Origin of the sequence: Myceligenerans pegani (genome assembly GCF_014892515.1) — a bacterium.
Classification (GTDB): domain Bacteria; phylum Actinomycetota; class Actinomycetes; order Actinomycetales; family Cellulomonadaceae; genus Myceligenerans; species Myceligenerans pegani.
In genome coordinates this window covers 100,109-116,949 of the sequence record NZ_JADBGR010000087.1, presented here as the reverse complement: position 1 = coordinate 116,949, position 16,841 = coordinate 100,109, and the positions used below count along the sequence as shown (strand labels likewise).

Sequence of the window (16,841 nt, the reverse complement as noted above, 5' to 3'; positions counted from 1 at the left end):
GCTCGTCAGCGCGGGGTGGCGTCCAGGGCGGCCGCCTCCCACTGCGGGTCCGCGGCGACGGCCGCCTCCCACTGCGGATCGGCCGCGGCGGCGGTTCCCTGGCCGGCGGCGGCGAGCAGGACGGCGGTGAGAACGACGGCGGCGGCGCGGTGGACGGTGTTCCTCTGCACGATGACTCTCCGTTCGGGGTGGTTCTCGGCGTGGTTCGGCGTGCGAATTCCTTGCTGTTGTCCCCATCATTTCCTGGCACCGGCGGCACAACAAGAGAATCGGGCTGTCACGAAAGTGCCGTGTCCATTCCTGCCCGGATAAAAGGGAATGGCAGGGTGCTGCCACCGAATTCGGTGGCAGCACCCTGCCGGTCTCGCCCCTCGTTACCGGATCACATGTTCACCCGGATTCCGAAGTCACCGCCGTACACGTTCGTCACGTGCACGCTGTTCGTGCCGCGCGGCGGTGCCGCCTCGACCATCTGGCCGTTGCCCAGATACAGGGCGACGTGGTAGGTGCTCGAGTAGCCGCCCCAGAAGATCAGGTCGCCACGCCGCAGGTTGCTCATCGAGACAACCGTGCCCTTGTTGACCTGGGCGCCGGTGTACGTACCGAGGTAGATGCCCGCACCCTGCCAGAACGCGTAGTTCATGAACTCGGAGCAGTCGAAGCCCCACCGGTTGCGGTCATCGTAGCCACTTGGGCTGCAGCAGACGCCGTAGCCCGGGCCGTACCTGTCGCCGCCGTCCCAGGAATAGCTCAGGCCCTGGCCGGTCTGCGACAGCGCGGCCGCGATGACCCGCTCGACCTTCTCGGAGTACGTCCCGCTGGTGTCGCCACCGCCGGTGCCGCCTCCACCGGTGTCGCCGCCCCCGCCACCGCTCGACACCGGGCACTCAGTGCCCGAGATGAACTTGTGGGAGGCGTTGTTGTTGTACAGGGTGCCGTTCAGCTGGCCCTTGAAGCCCGGCGCCAGCTCCTGCGAAGAACCACCGTAGTAGCTGTTGTAGTAGACGCAGACCGTCTGGTCGGACCGGTTCCACACGGACGCGGCGTTGTTCTTGATGCACTCGCCCTGGCCGTTGCCCGACCCCTTGAAGTCGTAGCAGGACGGCTGCGTGGTGCCGTAGTCGCCGACGGAGTCGGTGAAGTCGGAGATCGACCCGGCGTTGCCGCTGTTGTAGTAGTAGCAGAGCTCGCCGCTCTCACAGGTGCCGCTGCGCGACCCGCTGCCGGCGCTGGGCGCCCCGATGAACTGGTGCGAGGCGTTGTTGTTGTAGACGGTGCTGTTCAGCTGGCCCTTGTAGCCCGGCGCGATGTCCTGGTAGGAGCCTCCGTAGTAGCTGTTGTAGTAGACGCGGACCGTCTTGCTGGACCGGTTCCACACCGAGGCCGCGTTGTTCTTGATGCACTGACCCTGACCGGCGCCGGCGCCCTTGAAGTCGTAGCACGTCGGCTGCGCGTCACCGTAGTTGCCGGCGGACTCGGTGAAGTCCGAGATGGACCCCGCGTTGCCGCTGTTGTAGTAGTAGCAGAACTCGCCGCTCTCACAGGTTCCGCTGCGGGCGCCGGTGTCGGTGCCGGCGGTCCCGACGAACTGGTGCGAGGCGTTGTTGTTGTACAACTCGGCCATGAGCTGGCCCTTGTACCCGGGGCCGATGTTCTGATAGATGCCGCCGTAGCCGGTGTTGAAGTAGACGCGAACCGTCTCACCGGACCGGTTCCACACCGAGGCCGCGTTGTTCTTGATGCAGTCGCCCTGGCCGTTGCCCGACCCCTTGAAGTCGTAGCACGAGGGCTGCGTGGTGCCGTAGTCGCTGACGGACGCGGTGAAGTCCGAGACGGACCCCGCGTTGTTGCTGTTGTAGTAATAGCAGAACTCACCGCCGTCGCAGACCCCGTCACGTGCCGCGGCGGACGCGGGCGCCGCCACACCGACCGCGATCCCCAGGATCGAGGCCACCAACGAGATCACCGCGAGAAGCGCAGACGCTCTTCTCATCAATATTCTCCCTCCACCGGGTCGCCGTGCGCCCGATAGTTTCTCCACCGGTTCGGGTTTCGGACCGGACACAGAGATGCTGGCAATTCCCGGAGCACCCCGGGAAGTGGGAGAAAGGTGCCATCACTCATTGCTCACGACGGCGGACAGCGGTCGAATTCATGGCCGCAAGGTGCATTGTGCGCGCCTGTCACCGATGTGCCACTGCGCACCGCGGCGTGGCGGCTCGGATCGCGAGCAGCCACGCCGCGGGCGTCCCGGCCGCGTCAGAGACGCGGATCCTCCAGGACCGCGAGGGAACTGAGGATCGGGTGGCGCTTGCCGGTCTCGCCGATCAGCTCGACCGTCAGGTCACCTCCCGGGTGCTCGACCGTGGCCGAGTGCTCGTCGGCGGTCAGCACGCCCGCCTCGGCCCGCGCGTCGTACTCGTAGAGCACGACCTCGCCGTTCACCAGCACGTCGAAGGTCCGCGCGCCGGGCCCGATCCTGCTGAGCTCGGCGAAGCCGAGGGCGATGCGGTATCCGCCCTCGGGGGCGTCCTCGAACACGTAGGAGAACGTCCTGCCGGTCCGCTGGGTACGGAACAGCTCGTCGTCCTCGGTGCCGTCGATGCCGGCCCTCGTGGAGCGCTTGACGCCGCCGTCGTATCCCCACCCGCCGGAGCCCGGCCGGAGCGCGCGGTCGGCCGACCACACGAAGCCGTCCGAGTCGACCAGTCCGCGTCCGCCGACGTCGACCCCCAGCCAGTAGGCCGAGGTGGCCATCCTGGCCCGCCGGTACTGCTCGGGCGACCGGCCGGCGGTCGAGGACACGAGGACGTCGCCGACCTGCACGCCGGGATCGATGCCGGCGTTGTCGACGGACACGGTGACCGTGGTGGAGTCCCCCACGCCCAGTTCGACGGTGCCGTCGGCCGCATCACCGGACATCTCGAGCCAAGGCAGGTCGGCGGGTACGCGGCCGCCCTCGTCGTCCCGGCCCTGCTCGGTCAGCTCGACCTCCAGCGGCGCGGACCCCGTGTTCGTGACCGTCAGCTCCGAGGACGCGCTCCCGTCCGGACCGAGGAACCACTCGAGGTCGTCCCCCGAGATCTCGGCGACGCCGGTGGCGAGCGCGGTGTCGATCACCTCGGCGTCGCCCCTCACGGCGACGGTCACCGTGTCGCGCACGGTCTCGTAGTCCGGTGTGCGGACCTCCACCGTGTGGTCGCCCACCAGCGCCTGGGCCTTCCAGAGACCCTGCGCGTTGGTGGTGATGGTCCGGGAAAAGCCGTCGTCGTCCGTCAGCGTGACGATCGCGCCCGCGATCGGCTCGCCGTCGTTGGCGTCCGTGACCTCCCCCTCGATCGTGCCCGACGCCGGCAGGACGTATTCGATCCCCGTCCCGGCCGTCAGGACGGGCTGGTCGAACGAGTACTGCTGTGCCCGCAGGCCGTCGAGACGCTCGACGCCGACCGTGGCGGAGGCCCCGTGCGTCCGGGGGTTCTCCCCGCCGAAGCCCTCGCCGTAGCCCAGCTGGATGCGCCCGTCCGCCACGAGCGTCACGGAGAAGCTCACGCGCTCCGACGGCTCGTCATGGAAGGTGACGTCGCGGTACTCGATGATCTGCGCGTCGAGCCCGTCGACGGTCGTCACGCCGATGTGGATGCCCGCCTCGTCGTCCACGACCAGGTCGTCCCAGAACGGGTAGATCGCGTCGGCGGGCGACCGCGTCGGCAGCTCCGTGTTGGTCGCGTTGGTGCGACTCCGGTCGAAGGTGAGCATGCCGTTCATCGCGACGCAGACCCCGTCCCAGGCCGTGTCGTAGAACGGGAAGTCGAAGCCGAACCACAGCACCCCGCAGCCGAACCGGCCGGACCACCCGGTGTCCGTCGTGCCCTGGCGGTACAGGCCCGTCGTCTCCGTGACCGTGTAGGCACGGTCGGCGGGTGCCACCGGCACCTCCTCCGGCTCCGGCTGCTCGGGCGCGGGTTCCGGGTCCTCGGCGGCCCGCGGGTCGAGGGTCACCCGCAGCGCCGCGAGGCTCGGGGGCCGCAGCCCCAGGGACCCTCGGAGCTCCACGGTCAGCGGTCCTCCGGGATGCTCGACGACGGCGGTGCGCCAGTCCGCGGTGTTCCGGCCCGCCATCCGCGCCGCGTCGTACGCGTAGTGCTCCAGCGAGTCGTTCACGAGCACGTCGAACACCCGCCGGCCCGGTGCCGCGTGCTCGATCTCGGCGAAGCCGAGCTCCACCAGGTAGGTGCCCTCCGGGACGTCGTCGAACTCGTAGTGCAGGTCCTTGCGCCACGTGGTGCGCTGGGACCGGAACAGGGCGTCGTCCGCGGTGCCTGCCACCGCGCGGTGCGTGGTGGCGCGCCGTGTCCAGCCGCGGTAGCCCCAGGAACCCTCGTCGAACGACCGGTCGGCCTCCCAGGCGAAGCCGTCCGCGTCGGTGTACGCCGACCCTCCGGCGTTCACCCCGACCTGGAACTCGGTGGTCGTCAGCGTGACGGGCACGTACTGCTTGGACTGCCGGCCGGCGTCGGACGTCACGACGATGTTCGCGCCGAGGACGCCTGGTTCGACGTCGTCGGCCGACAGGGTGACGTCCACGGTGGCCGACTCTCCCGGCGCGAGCGTGCCGCCGGTCGCGGACAGCGACAGCCAGGGCAGATCCGTGGTCAGGTCGTCCTCGACGTCGACGAGCAGCACCTCGTCGGCGATCTGGTCGGTCGCCCACAAGGCGCCGGTGGCGTCCGTGGCGAGGCCGCCGCCCTGACGCTGCAGCCGTCCCGGGAACCACCAGGCGTTGACGAGCGAACAGTCGACCGGATCCACCTGCAGCAGCCGGCTGGGCCGGTTCACGGCGAGGTCGGAGTACCAGATCGTGTCGGAGGTGGCGTTGTAGGCCAGGCCCATCACCTCGGGCAGCGGCGGGGAGCAGTAGGAGAGGAACTCCCCCGGGGTCTCGTGCGAGGTGCCCGCGACGGTCCCGATCGCGCCGATCCCGCGCCCGCCCACGTAGAACACGTCCCGCTCCGCGTTGTAGGCGAGGCCGGTGAGCTGGGTGTTCGACCACGCTCCGGAGATCTCGCGGGTCTTCTCCCCCGTGTCGGGGTCGAAGCAGTGGATGCGGCTCGCAGGGCTGTCCTCGATCTGGCACATGTCCCCCGTCCGGGAGTCGAAGGCCATGTCGAACGCCCGGTAGTCGGGGTTCCACTCCGCGGCGAACTCCTTGCCGGTCTTCCGGCCCGACACCGTGTACGCGGTGTTGGTCCGTGCGTCGTAGTCGTGGACCCACACGTCCCCGTCGTAGCCGAGCCCGGTGGGCTCCTTCTCGTCGGCGTCGCCGGGGATCGGGATCCGGGTGATGACATCGCCGCCGGCGTGGGTTCCGATCTCGTCGGGCTCCCCCGCCGCCGCGGTGTCCGCGTTCTGCTTCGCCCGGCCCTCGGCGGCCGAGGGCTCGTGCCCGCGGGCCGCCGCCTCGTTCCAGGCGGTCAGGTCGATCGTGCTGTCCGCGCCGGTGCCGGTGCGGGCCGTGGCGTCGTCCGCGTCCAGCTCGGGGTGGCGGGCCATCTCCCCCAGCTCGTACGTGACGGGCGCGGAACCGGTGTTGGTCAGCGTCAGAGAGCCCGCGCCGTGCTGGTCCGTGCCGAGCACGGTGTCCAGGCCCTCGGTGGCGACGTCCGCGACGCCGGTCGCCAGCCGCGCGTCGACCTCCGTCTCCGCGTAGAGCTCGCCGAGGGAGAACTCGTGGGTCTCGGTCACGTAGTCCGGGGCGGTGACCGTCATCGTGTAGTCCCCGACGGGGAGCTGGCGGCGCAGGGCGCCGGTCGACGTCGTCGTGAGGCTCTCGACCAGGCCGTCGTCGTCGGAGATCGCCACGGTGGCGCCCTCCACGGGCAGGCCGTCGTTCCGGTCGACGACGGTCGCGTCGACGTACCCGAAGTCGGGCAGGTCGTAGGTGACGACCAGCCCGTCGTACAGCACCGGGGCGTTCTCCGAGAAGCGGATGCCGTCCACGCCCTCCCAGCCCTGGATGCCCGTGGTCGTGACGAGGCCGGCCGTCAGCGGGTCGCTGCCGCCGACGCCGTCGCCGTAGGCGACGATCACCGTTCCGGACCGGGTGAACGTCGTGGAGAAGCTGACCGTCCCGTCCGACTCCCGGGGCCAGTTGCTGCCGCCCCAGACGACCATGTCCCGGTACTCGACGACGAAGGCGTCGTCGCCGTCCACCGTGGTGGACGCCGTGTACACGCCGCTGCCGTCGCCGCGCGCCCGCAGCGGGCTCTGGGTGTAGAACGGGAAGACCCCCGCGCCGCCCGTGCCGGGACCCGCCCAGCTGTCGTCGACGGAGATGACCCCGCGCAGGCCGATGCCGAGCGTCTCGTGGGTCCCGTTGTAGAGCGCGATCGGGGAGGGCAGCGGGACCCGCGCCCAGACGCCGCTCGGGAACTCGACCTTGTCGGTGCCGCGGCGGTACTCGCCCTCGGACACCGTGCACGTGTAGCCGCCCTCGTCCACGACGCGCGGGACCGTGATCTCGACCGGTTCCGTCGCCGGACCGACCGTCAGCGGGACCGTGACGGGTGCGAGGCAGGCGTTCGGCCGTACCTCGAGCGCGTACTCGCCCTCGGGGACCTCCGCGAGCGTGAACCGCCCGTCGTCGCCGGTGCGGACCGCGTCCAGCGGCGTCCTGCCCAACGACACCTCCGCCTCCGGAACCGGCTGTCCCTCCTCGCCGAGCACCGTCCCGCTCACGTCGCGCGTCGGCGCGACGGCGAGCGCGATGCCGACGTCGGTGTTCCCGCCGACCGTGACCGTGGCGCTCGTCGTCGAGTCCAGGTAGCCGAAGGCGGTCGTGGTGAGCTCGTAGTCGCCCTCGGGCAGGTGTACGGAGAACGTGCCGTCCTGCGTCGTCCCGACGGTCCGGTGGAACGGGCCGTCGATCGTCACCTCGGCGCCGGCCACCGGCCCCCCGTCATCGGTGACGACACCGGTGAGGGTCCCGCCCTCCCGCGGCGCGAGCTGGAGCAGCCGGACGAGGTCGAGGCGCCCCTCGCCGTACTTGTTGTTGAACTCCGCGGTGCCGCCGCACGAGGTGTCGTCGACGTCGACCGCGGACTCAGCGAGCAGCCGGCGTGTCTCCTCGATCTGTCCGACGAGGGTCGGGTCGTAGCTCCACAGCGCCGCGACGGCGCCCGCGACGTGCGGGGCCGCCATCGACGTCCCGCTGATCGTGTTGTAGCCGTTGCCGGGCCAGGCCGACCGGACGCCGACGCCGGGGGCCGAGATCTCCGGCTTGATCACGCCGTCCTCGCCCTCGCCCTTGCGGGAGAACGCGGCCAGCACGCCGTTCGAGGCGAACGCGCCCACCGAGTAGGCGTCCGGATGGGCCCCCGGCGAGGAGACGGTGTCGCAGGCCGCGGCCGGCACGGTGTTCCCGGACGACCAGACGCTGAAGATCCCGGCGGCGGTCCAGGCCTCGTCGATCGCGGTGAAGAAGTCGGAGAAGGCGTGCTCGGCCGACGAGCCCCACGAGTTGTTCACCACGTGCGGGCGCCGGGAGACGTCCGGGTTCTCGCCGTTCCGGTCGGTCGGGGCCAGCAGCCACCATCCCGAGTCGAGCAGCGTCTGGAACCCCGTCTCCTCGCAGCAGCCGTTCGTCGCGATCCACTCCGCGTCCGGGGCCACGCCCACCTGGTTCCCGGCGCCGTCGTCGCCCACCATGGTGCCCATGGTGTGCGTGCCGTGGCCGTTGTCGTCGCAAGGGACGTCGCCGCAGTCACCGCGTGTGGTGAACCAGTTGTAGTCGTGGTCGAACGTCCCGTCGGCGTTCGTGCCGCGGTAGCTTCCCACCAGCGCGGGATGGTCGAACTGGACACCCGAATCGAGGTTGGACACCGTGATGCCCGCGCCCGTGGCGCCCATCTCCCAGGCCTCGGGTGCGTTGATGTGGTCGAGGCCCCATTCCACGTCCACGTCCGCCTCCGCGGCGCGCACGGCGGGTGCGTCCGGCTCGGGCAGCACGGGTTCGACGAGGCCGATCTCCGGCGTGTCGTGGACCTCGGCCACCTGCTGGTTCGCGGCGAGCTCCAGGGCGAGGTCCTCGGTGCCGCCCTCGACCAGGACGGCGTTGGCGATGGGGAACGACTCGTAGGCCACGCCCGCGTCGTCGAGCTCCGCGGAGACCGTCGCCAGTGACGTCTCCGCGGTCTCGACCAGCGCGTCGTAGACGAACTGGCCGCGTTCGGTCCAGTCGGTGATGCTCCTGGCGGGCTCCAGGTCCGCGCGGTCCTCGAACCGGAGCCAGAACTCCGTCGTCCGATCCTCGCGGAACGAGTCGCGCAGGGCCGGCTCGATCTTGTCGCCGGACGCGGACGACTCCGCGGCGGGTTCGGGGGCTGGCGCGGCCAGCGCGGGGAGGGGGCCGCTCACGCCGAGGCCCACGGTGAGGGCCAGCGACGCCACGACGGCGGTACGTTTCATCGGGGCACGGATCATGGGGCCCCATGTTCCGGGCAGGACGGATCCGTCGCTATCCCCCGTATGCGTCAATAATCACGTCGGGCGCGCGCCGGTCCGTTCTGCCGGGAGCACGCCCGTCTCGACGGCGGTGACCGCGAGCGCCGTGCGGGAGGTGACCTTCAGCTTGCGCATCGCGGCACGCAGTTGCTGGTCCACCGTGGCCGGCGACTTCGCGAGGATCCGGCTGATCTCGCGGTTGGTCTTCCCGGTGGCGACCAGGCGCACGACGTCGAGTTCACGCGGGGAGAGCTGGTCGCCGTAGCCCTTCCGGCCGCCGCGCCAGAGTCGCGGCACCTCCGCGCCGAGCTCGCGAAGCCGCTGCGCGACGCGGTCGGCGTCGCCGCGGGCGCCGAGGCGGAACAGGGACTCGTACTGCCCGGCCAGGAGTTCCCGGCCCGCGTCGGCCCGTCCCGCCGCGAGAAGCTCTCCGGCCTGTCGCTCCCTGGCGAGCATGGCGTCGTACGGCCGGGGCAGTGCGCTCCAGGCGCGGGCGGCTCGCGCGTACGCGTCCGCCGCGCGCGTGTGCTCGCCCGCCGCCGCGACCAGGTGCGCGCGACACACGGCGAGTGCCGCGCGCGGCCCCGGTGCGGACCGGTTGCGCAGGCCTCGCTCGAACTGCGCGGTCAGCCGTCTCGCGTCGTCGGGACGCCCGGCGGAGAGGTAGGCCGCGACCCGGACGGGCACGAGGTCGGTGCCCCACACCCACACGCCCTTGGCGCGCAGCGTCTCCATCGGCCGGTCGGTCGTCCGCAGCGCCTGGCCGGCGTCGCCGACCGCGAGCCGTAGCCTGGCCAGGGCTGCCGCGGGTTCCATGGTGTCGTCGACGGCGCCCAGGCGGCTGGCTTCCTCGAGGACCAGGTGGAACTGTTCCTCGGCGGCACGGTCGCGCCCGGCCGCGGCGGCGAGCCGGGCGGCCAGCCTGACGGTGGCCAGGTAGATGGTCGGCCGATCCCGGTCGGTCGCCGCGAGTGCGGTGCCGCGTTCCGCGAGTCCTTTCCACCTGCCGGTGTGCCAGGCCAGATTGGCCTGTTCGATCTCGGCGTTGTACCGCAGCCGGGCGGCCTGCTCGGTGTCGGCGAGTCCGGTCGCCACGATGAGATGCCGTTCCGCGTCGGCGTGCCGCCCCCAGATCAGTGCGCCGGTGCCGATGTTGGTGTGGATGCGGGCGAGATCGAGTCGTTCGGACGAGGTCGCGCCGTCGAGCGGGAGTCCGCCGATGACCTGCCAGGCTTCCTCCTCGCCCAGCATGAGCAGTGCGGCGGCACGGTTGCCCGCGAGGTTCAGTCGGTCGGCGGGCGAGGTGATGGCGGCCGTGATGACGGCCGCGCGCTGCAGCCACCGGGCGTGCGTCCGCGCGGGCCACGGCCCGGCGTAGGCCCAGCCGAGGTAGGTCATGGCGCGGGCGGCCTCGGTCGGGTCGTGGTCGAGGTTGGCCACGGCCTGCTCGAGTTCGGCCAGGGCGGCCTTCGCCTCGCCCGCGATGATGAGGAGCCTTCCGAGCGGGTTGCGGATCTCGGCCTTCTGGCGGGCGGAGAGTTCCGGGGAGTCGAGCACCGCGCGCAAAGTGGCGATCAGCCGGTGGTAGACGTCGTCCAGCGGTTCGCGGCGGCTGAGCGCGAAGACTCCGGCGGTTCGCGCGACACGTGCGAGGTCGGGCGGTGCGAGGTCGGCGGCCGACAACAGGTCCTCCAGCAGCACGACCGCCGTCGTGTGGTCACCCGATGCCATCGCGTGCTCCGCGGCCCGCTCGGAGTATCGGGTCCACAGCTCGGTCTCCCCGGCGGCACGGAAGTGGTGCGCGAGGCGTGCGGCGGGTAGCGGGCGGACGCTCTCCAGCGCTCGACCTGCCCGGAGATGCAGGTCCGCGCGCTCCGTTCGCGCGATCTCCTCGTACACAGCCTCCGCGGCCAGCCGGTGCCGGAATCGCCAGAGGTCACGTCCGTCGTCGTGGAGGACGGCCGCGCCGGCCGCCTCCGCGATCCCGGCCCGGCATTCCGACGGCGCGAGGTCGGCCGTGGCGGCGATCGTGGCGTCCGACGACGGCTCCGCGAGGGTGGCCACGGCTCTGAGGACCTGCCTCGCGGTGGGCGACAACCGGCCGACGCGTTCCCGGGTGCAGTCGCGCACGGTGGGCGGTATGAGCAGTTCGCTGAGCTCCCGCCGGCTCCACTGCCCGTCGCGGACGGTGATGTCCGCGCGATCCCACATGAGGCGCACGGATTCTTCGAGCGCCACGGGCAGGCCGTCGGTCCTCTCCTGCAGGAACTCGGTGAACTCGGTCGACACCGCGCTCCCGCCGAGCATCGACGACACCAGCGTGGCGGTGTCCTCGCGGCTCAACGGCGCCGGCGCGATCCGTGCCTGCGTCACGCCCGCAGGCAGGCGCGACGTCAGTCGGAGCAGCAGCGACCCGGCGTCCACCTCGTCGGGGCGGTAGGAGATCACCACGCTCGGACCGCCGGACGGCAGCCGTGAGGTGAGGAAGAGAAGGAACTCCAGCGTCACGTCGTCGGCCCAGTGCGCGTCCTCCAGGACGAGGAGACTCACGTCGAGCGCGTGGATCAGCTCGTCCAGTGCGCGGAACAGCCGGTGCCGGGACGCCCGCGCGTCGCCCAGGGGCTCCGGCGTCGGCGGAAGGTCGGCCGACCACTCGGGGAACAGTGGTCGCAGCACGCCGGCGAGACCGGTGAGCTCCAGGTCCGCGAACGGCATCGTGACCCCCCGGAAGGCGTCGACGATCGGGCCCAGGGTCAAGGACTCGCGGAGCGGCGGGCACACCGAGAGCAGGGCCGGGCCTCGCCGCGGACCATCCGTCGCGAGCCACTCCTGCAGCAGGCGGCTCTTCCCGATGCCCGCCTCGCCCTCGATCAGGACGATCGCCGGGTGCCGGGAGGCGGCGTCCCTGAGTGCCTCCATGTCCCGGTCCCGCCCCACGAACTCCGGCGTGGACACCGTCGGCGGAACCCCGTGGTCGGCTGGCGGGAAGGGCGGCATGCGTGATCATCTCCATGCCGGGCAGCGGGACGCAAGCAGCCCGGCGCCCCGCGATCGGCCCGGAATACCGTCGGTGCCCGGCGCCTTGCACGCGGAGAGCCCGGGGATGTCTGCCTCCCGGGTCCGGACCTGGCCTGGAGGACCTCCACCGATGCGCGTCTCGATCCTGGATCGCTCCCGGACCCGCCTCGGCGCGTCCGACGCCGAGGCGATCGCCCGGACGATCGAGCGGGCCGAGAGGGCCGAGCGCCTCGGGCTGCACAGGTTCTGGGTGGCCGAGCACCACTCCGTGCCGGGCATCGCGAGCGCGGCGCCCACCGTGCTGCTCGCCGCGATCGGCGCCCGGACGCGCACGATCCGCCTCGGTACCGGCGGGATCATGCTGCCCAACCACAATCCGCTGGTCGTGGCCGAACAGGTGAGGCTGCTCGAGGCGCTCCACCCGCGCAGGATCGACGTCGGGATCGGGGCGTCGCTGGGGTTCACCTCCTCCGTCCGCCGGGCGCTCGGCCGGACGACGTTCCGCGCCGACGAGCATGCGGCCGCCGTCGAACAACTCCGGTCCTACCTGCACGGCGACGACGAGGTCGTCGCCCGGCCGGACACCGCGGCGCCACCCGTGTTCCTGCTCGCCGTCAAGAACGGCCTCACGCTCGCCGCCGAGCTGGGGCTCCCGGCGGTCGTCGGCGGACCGCTCCTCGTGGACACCGACGCGATCGCCGCCTACTTCCGCGACTACCGCCCCAGCCCGGCCGCCCCCGACCCGTACCTGGTGGCGAGCGTCGACGTCGCGGTCGCCGACTCGGCCGAACGCGCGCGACACCTGCTGCTCCCCGAGATCTGGGCGCTGGCGAGCTCCCGCGAGAGCGGCGCCTTCACGGCCCTGCTGCCCGTCGACGAGGCCCGCAGGAAGCTTGACGAGTCCGGGAGCCCCAGGGTGCGCGCCGCGGTCGAGAAGTCCTACGACACGGTGATCGCCGGCACACCGGACCAGGTGGCCGCGAAGGTCGGAGAGCTGATGGCCCGGACCGGCGCCGCCGAGGTCCTCGCGACGACGAACACCTTCGATCACGGTGATCTCGCGGACCTCGACGAGGCCCTCGCCGCGCTCCAGGGGTGAACGGCCTCGCCGTCGTCCGCCGGGCGGCCACCTCTACGAGTCGAAGAGCCCGGCCCGGGTGATCGACCAGATCACGTACACCGCGATCGCGATGATCAGGAGCGACCAGAACGGGTAGTACGGGATGAAGAAGAAGTTCGCCACCGCGGTGGCCCCTGCCAGCACGATCGCGACCGCTCCGGCGACCGCGCTGCCGGCGAACAGGAAGAAGCCCGCGACCACGACCAGGACGCCGAGGATCAGGTGGATCCAGCCCCACGTCGTCACGTCGACCGCGAACGCGTAGTTGGGCAGCACCACGAAGAACTCGTCGCTGATCACGGCTGCCAGGCCCTCGAGGAACTGGAACAGCCCGACCATGATCATGATGGTGGCCGCGAGGACAACGCCGCCGAGAGCCGAGTCGGGCGCGTCCTTGCGCCCCACACCCATGCCGTCCATGACTCCTCCTACCGAGTCACTCCTCGTGCTCCACGGAGCGTGGAACATCCGGACCAGCGTCGCCCGCCGCGGCCGGCGGGGCCTCACCCGCAACGGGTGAGTTCACCGGCACGGGATCAGGAGCTGTAGTCCCGCGTTCCCGTGCCGAGTTGCATGTCGTCCAGGAGGCGGTAGCCGGCCTCCACGTCTCGCGGGACCGCCCGGCGCTCGCTCAGCACCCAGGGCAGCCCTCGCACGGCCTCGCCGATGCCCAGCGCGGTGACGCGGTCCCGGGGCAGCCGCGCCAGGAACCGGCCCGTGCGCCGCAGCGCGCTGAACGGCGGCCGCCGGAGCCAGGTGAACCAGAGCGTGTTCCGGATCCCGTGCCGGCGTCGCAGGTGAAGGTCCCGGAGCTCGGAGGCGCGGTGATGCGCCGCGATCTCGGGCACGTAGGCCAGGTGCCACCCGGCGCGGGCCAGGTCCGATGCCAGGAGTTCCTCCTCCCCTCCGAGCCAGATCCGCTCGTGGAACCCGCCCACCTGCTCGAAGGCGGACCGCCGGACCACGGATACCCCGGCGAGGAAGCTCAGCAGCGGATGGCCGGGCAGTCCGGGCGGCCGGGGCAGCGGGCTCCGGGCCATCTCCTCGCAGATGGCGTCGAGCCGGCCGCCCGGCTCCACGAGGATGCGGGCGGTCACCACCGCCAGCGTGGGATGGGCGTCGAGCAGGTCGGCCGCGGCGGAGAGGGCTCCGGGCTCGTACCAGGTGTCGTCGTCGCAGAAGGCGACGTACGGCGTCCCCGAGACCGCCACCCCGAGATTACGGCCGACCGCGCCGAGGTTCGCCCCCGGCCGGAGCAGCACCGCGTCCGGGTGCCGGGTGCGCACCATCTGACCGGTCCCGTCGGTGGAGCCGTTGTCGACGACGACGATCCTGGGGCGCTCGGGCAGCGCACGCAGGCGCTGCAACGCCACGTCCGCCTCCGCGCATCGCTGGTGGGTGATCATCACGACCGACACCCGTTCGTCCCGCGTCTCACCCGGGTCGTGCGAGAGCGGTCGCGGGGCCGGGGTGTCCCGCACCTCGGCGGCCTCGGCCTTCGTACCCGCGTCGCCGGTGCCCGTTCCCGGGTGGTCGAGCAGCAGGCGGGCACGCTCCACGCGCTCGGGCAGCGTCCGCCGTCGTGCCAGAGCGCGCGGCAGCTCCGGCAGCGCGCCGGCGACCGCTCGCGGGCCGACGCCGCGATCGCGGACGCCGGCGACCAGGGTGCGTGCGACCACCGGCCAGGGGCGACGCATGAACGCGGTCAGGATCCGTTCGCGCCCCTCGCGCACCCGACGCTCCGGCACGTCGCGCACCGCTCGAGGACGACGGTGCGCGACGACGCGGTCGACGTAGGCCAGGCCCCAGCCGGCCGTCGCGAGGTCGAGGGCGAGCTTCTCCTCGGCCGTGCAGGGCAGTCGTTCGTCGAACCCGCCGCTCAGGACGTAGGCCGAGCGGCGCATCACCGCGCCACAGGCCAGGAACCCGAGAACCGAAGGGCCGGGCAGATCCGTCGCGGTCCCCAGCGGCGAGGCCGCCATCGACTCGCAGAGGGGATCGGGATCGCCGTCGGCCCCCGCCAGCACGCGCGCCGCGAGGACCGCCAGCCGCGGGTGCGCGTCGAGAAGCCGGGCCGCCTCGCCGAGCGCTCCCGGTTCCCACCACGAGTCGTCGGCGGCGAAGGCCACGTAGGGAGTCCGCGCTCGGCGCACGCCGACGTCGCGTGCGGTCACCCCGCGGTTCTCCCCCAGCTCCACGACGTCGACCTCGGGCCGGTACCGACGCACCCGGTCGGGGGTCCCGTCCGTGGAACCGTTGTCCACCAGGATCACCGGGCCCTCGTGCTCGGGCAGGGGCCGGCGCAGGTCCGGCAGGCGGTTCCGGGTGACCACCACGACCGTCACCCGTCCGGAGGACTCGTCCGGGGCGCTCCGCGCTCTCGCTTCACGCATCGGGCACCTCGATCATGCGCGCAGCCTCCTCGTCGCTTCATGCGCCGACGAGCCGCGTCCTGACCCCTCTCGACCGTAACGGAGAAGCGGCTCTCCCGACACCTCGGGACGAAGCCTCTCCTCCATCCGGAGCCCGGCCCGGCCCTCGGCAGGATCTCGAGCGGCCGTGGGCCCTGGGATGCGAGTGACGAGACCCGGTGACGACAGTGGTGATGTCTCGCCGAAAGGCGGCCGGTCCCGTCCGGCCCCGGCGAGCGGACCACCACCGACGAGTCATCGCGAAGGAGCCCCGTCATGTTCTTCCACCGCCAGGAGCTGCAGCACGCGGCCAAGCCGGACAAGCCCGACGCCGTCTACGCCCGCAAACTGCAGGAGGTGCTCGGTGGCCAGTACGGCGAGATCACCGTCGCCATGCAGTACGGGTTCCAGTCGTGGAACGCGCACCTGCCCGGCAAGTACCGCGACCTGCTGTACGGCATCGGCGCCGAGGAGATGGGCCACGTCGAGATGCTCGCGACCATGATCGCGCAGCTGCTGGAGAAGGCCCCGCTGGGCGTCACCGAGGGTGCGATGCAGGACGACCCGGCGGTTGCCGCGATCATCGGCGGCACCGACCCCCAGCATGCGATCGTGGCCGGTGCGGGCGCCCGGCCCGTGGACTCCAACGGGAACCCGTGGACGGCCGACTACGTGACCGCGAGCGGGAACCTGCTGGCCGACTTCACGGCGAACGCGAACGCGGAGATGCAGGGCAGACTCCAGGTGGCGCGGCTCTACCACATGACCGACGACGCGGGCGTGCGTGACCTGCTCTCCTTCCTCCTGGCGCGCGACACGATGCACCAGAACCAGTGGATCGCCGCGGCGCGGGAACTGCGCGAGGAAGGGGTCGAGGACCTGCCGGTGCCGAGCACGTTCCCGCTCGGCAAGGAGGACCGCGAGGCGTCCTACCAGTACCTCAACTTCTCCGACGGCCAGGCGGCGAGCGAGGGCAGCTGGGCGAGCGGGCGCACCCCGGACGGCAAGGGCGAGTTCGAATACGTCGCCGAGCCTCCCGCGGGGGTTCCCGCACCGCCGCCCACCAAGCCCGACGTGCGCCTGCACGGCACCACAGGCATGCCGGGACCGGTGGAGAAGGCGATGGGCACCGCCCAGGACGCACTTCACAAGGAGTAGCCGGCAGGAACGGAGCGGTGAACCGACGTGGTACCGACCGACCCGGGACCCGGCACATCTCTCGCCGCCCTGGCGCCGTACGCGCTGGAGCTCTCCGCCGCGGCCCGGGAGTCGGGCTCACCGGGCGTACGGCACGCCGGCGAACTGCTCGATGCCGGTCGGGCAGTTCCCTTGCGTCAGACAGGGCTCTTCGGCACGATGCTGATGCCGCCGGAACTCTCCAGGACGGCCCACTTGATCTGGTCCATCCGCTCCAGGCCCTGCGACCCCCGCGCCGCGCTGAGCACGTCGTCGGTCGTGATCTGCTCCTTGGTCATGACGTCCTGGAGCGGTCGACCGTTCTCGACGACGACCACGGGCAGGCCCTCCGTGATCCGCCGGAACCGGGGCAGGCGCCACGAGGCGTAGTCGAACAGTCGCTCGAGCAGGATGAGGGTGGCGATGACGAGGGCGGCCTGCGTCACGGAGAAGTCCTCGCCGAGGAGCGCCTGCTGGGTCGCCTCGCCGACGATGAGCAGGATGATGAAGTCGAACGTGGTCACCTGAGCCATCGATCTCTTACCGGTCAAACGGAAGATGACCAGCAGGACGACGTACATCGCCACGGCGCGCAGCACTGCATCCATCGAGAGCCT

9 protein-coding genes are annotated in these 16,841 nt (G+C 71.7%); 2 read left to right on the top strand and 7 right to left on the bottom strand.

What is annotated here, in order from left to right; translation table 11 throughout:
- Positions 1-5 precede the first annotated feature (5 nt).
- The 4 genes from IIE03_RS13240 to IIE03_RS13225 all read right to left on the bottom strand — a co-directional run bounded on the left by IIE03_RS13240 (position 6) and on the right by IIE03_RS13225 (position 11,496).
- A complete protein-coding gene (locus IIE03_RS13240) occupies positions 6-170 on the bottom strand; it encodes a hypothetical protein (protein WP_192863231.1) in 165 nt (54 codons plus the stop codon).
- Positions 171-382: 212 nt separating this feature from the next.
- Positions 383-1,993 (bottom strand): peptidase inhibitor family I36 protein, encoded by a 1,611-nt coding sequence (locus IIE03_RS13235; protein ID WP_192863230.1) that lies wholly within the window; start codon positions 1,991-1,993, stop codon positions 383-385.
- Positions 1,994-2,259: 266 nt separating this feature from the next.
- Positions 2,260-8,463, bottom strand: a complete 6,204-nt coding sequence (locus tag IIE03_RS13230) for a S8 family serine peptidase (protein ID WP_192863229.1) — start codon at positions 8,461-8,463, stop codon at positions 2,260-2,262.
- Between the two features lie 72 nt (positions 8,464-8,535).
- Positions 8,536-11,496 carry an ATP-binding protein gene (locus IIE03_RS13225; protein ID WP_192863228.1) on the bottom strand — a complete coding sequence of 987 codons (2,961 nt, stop codon included), beginning with the start codon at positions 11,494-11,496 and terminating at the stop codon, positions 8,536-8,538.
- A gap of 151 nt (positions 11,497-11,647) precedes the next feature.
- Between IIE03_RS13225 and IIE03_RS13220 the strand changes: the two genes are divergently transcribed.
- Positions 11,648-12,616 (top strand): MsnO8 family LLM class oxidoreductase, encoded by a 969-nt coding sequence (locus IIE03_RS13220; protein WP_192863227.1) that lies wholly within the window; start codon positions 11,648-11,650, stop codon positions 12,614-12,616.
- Positions 12,617-12,649: 33 nt separating this feature from the next.
- Here IIE03_RS13220 and IIE03_RS13215 read toward each other — a convergent pair whose 3' ends face one another.
- Both IIE03_RS13215 and IIE03_RS25875 read right to left on the bottom strand, forming a co-directional pair.
- Positions 12,650-13,057 (bottom strand): DUF7144 family membrane protein, encoded by a 408-nt coding sequence (locus IIE03_RS13215; RefSeq protein WP_225997710.1) that lies wholly within the window; start codon positions 13,055-13,057, stop codon positions 12,650-12,652.
- Positions 13,058-13,173: 116 nt separating this feature from the next.
- A complete protein-coding gene (locus IIE03_RS25875; protein ID WP_225997709.1) occupies positions 13,174-15,030 on the bottom strand; it encodes a glycosyltransferase family 2 protein in 1,857 nt (618 codons plus the stop codon).
- 294 nt (positions 15,031-15,324) lie between these two features.
- Here IIE03_RS25875 and IIE03_RS13200 point away from each other — a divergent pair, with 294 nt between their 5' ends.
- Positions 15,325-16,206: a manganese catalase gene (locus IIE03_RS13200; RefSeq protein ID WP_192863226.1), complete on the top strand. Its 882-nt coding sequence runs from the start codon at positions 15,325-15,327 to the stop codon at positions 16,204-16,206.
- A gap of 176 nt (positions 16,207-16,382) precedes the next feature.
- Here IIE03_RS13200 and IIE03_RS13195 read toward each other — a convergent pair whose 3' ends face one another.
- Positions 16,383-16,832 (bottom strand): DUF421 domain-containing protein, encoded by a 450-nt coding sequence (locus IIE03_RS13195; RefSeq protein WP_192863225.1) that lies wholly within the window; start codon positions 16,830-16,832, stop codon positions 16,383-16,385.
- Positions 16,833-16,841 lie beyond the last annotated feature (9 nt).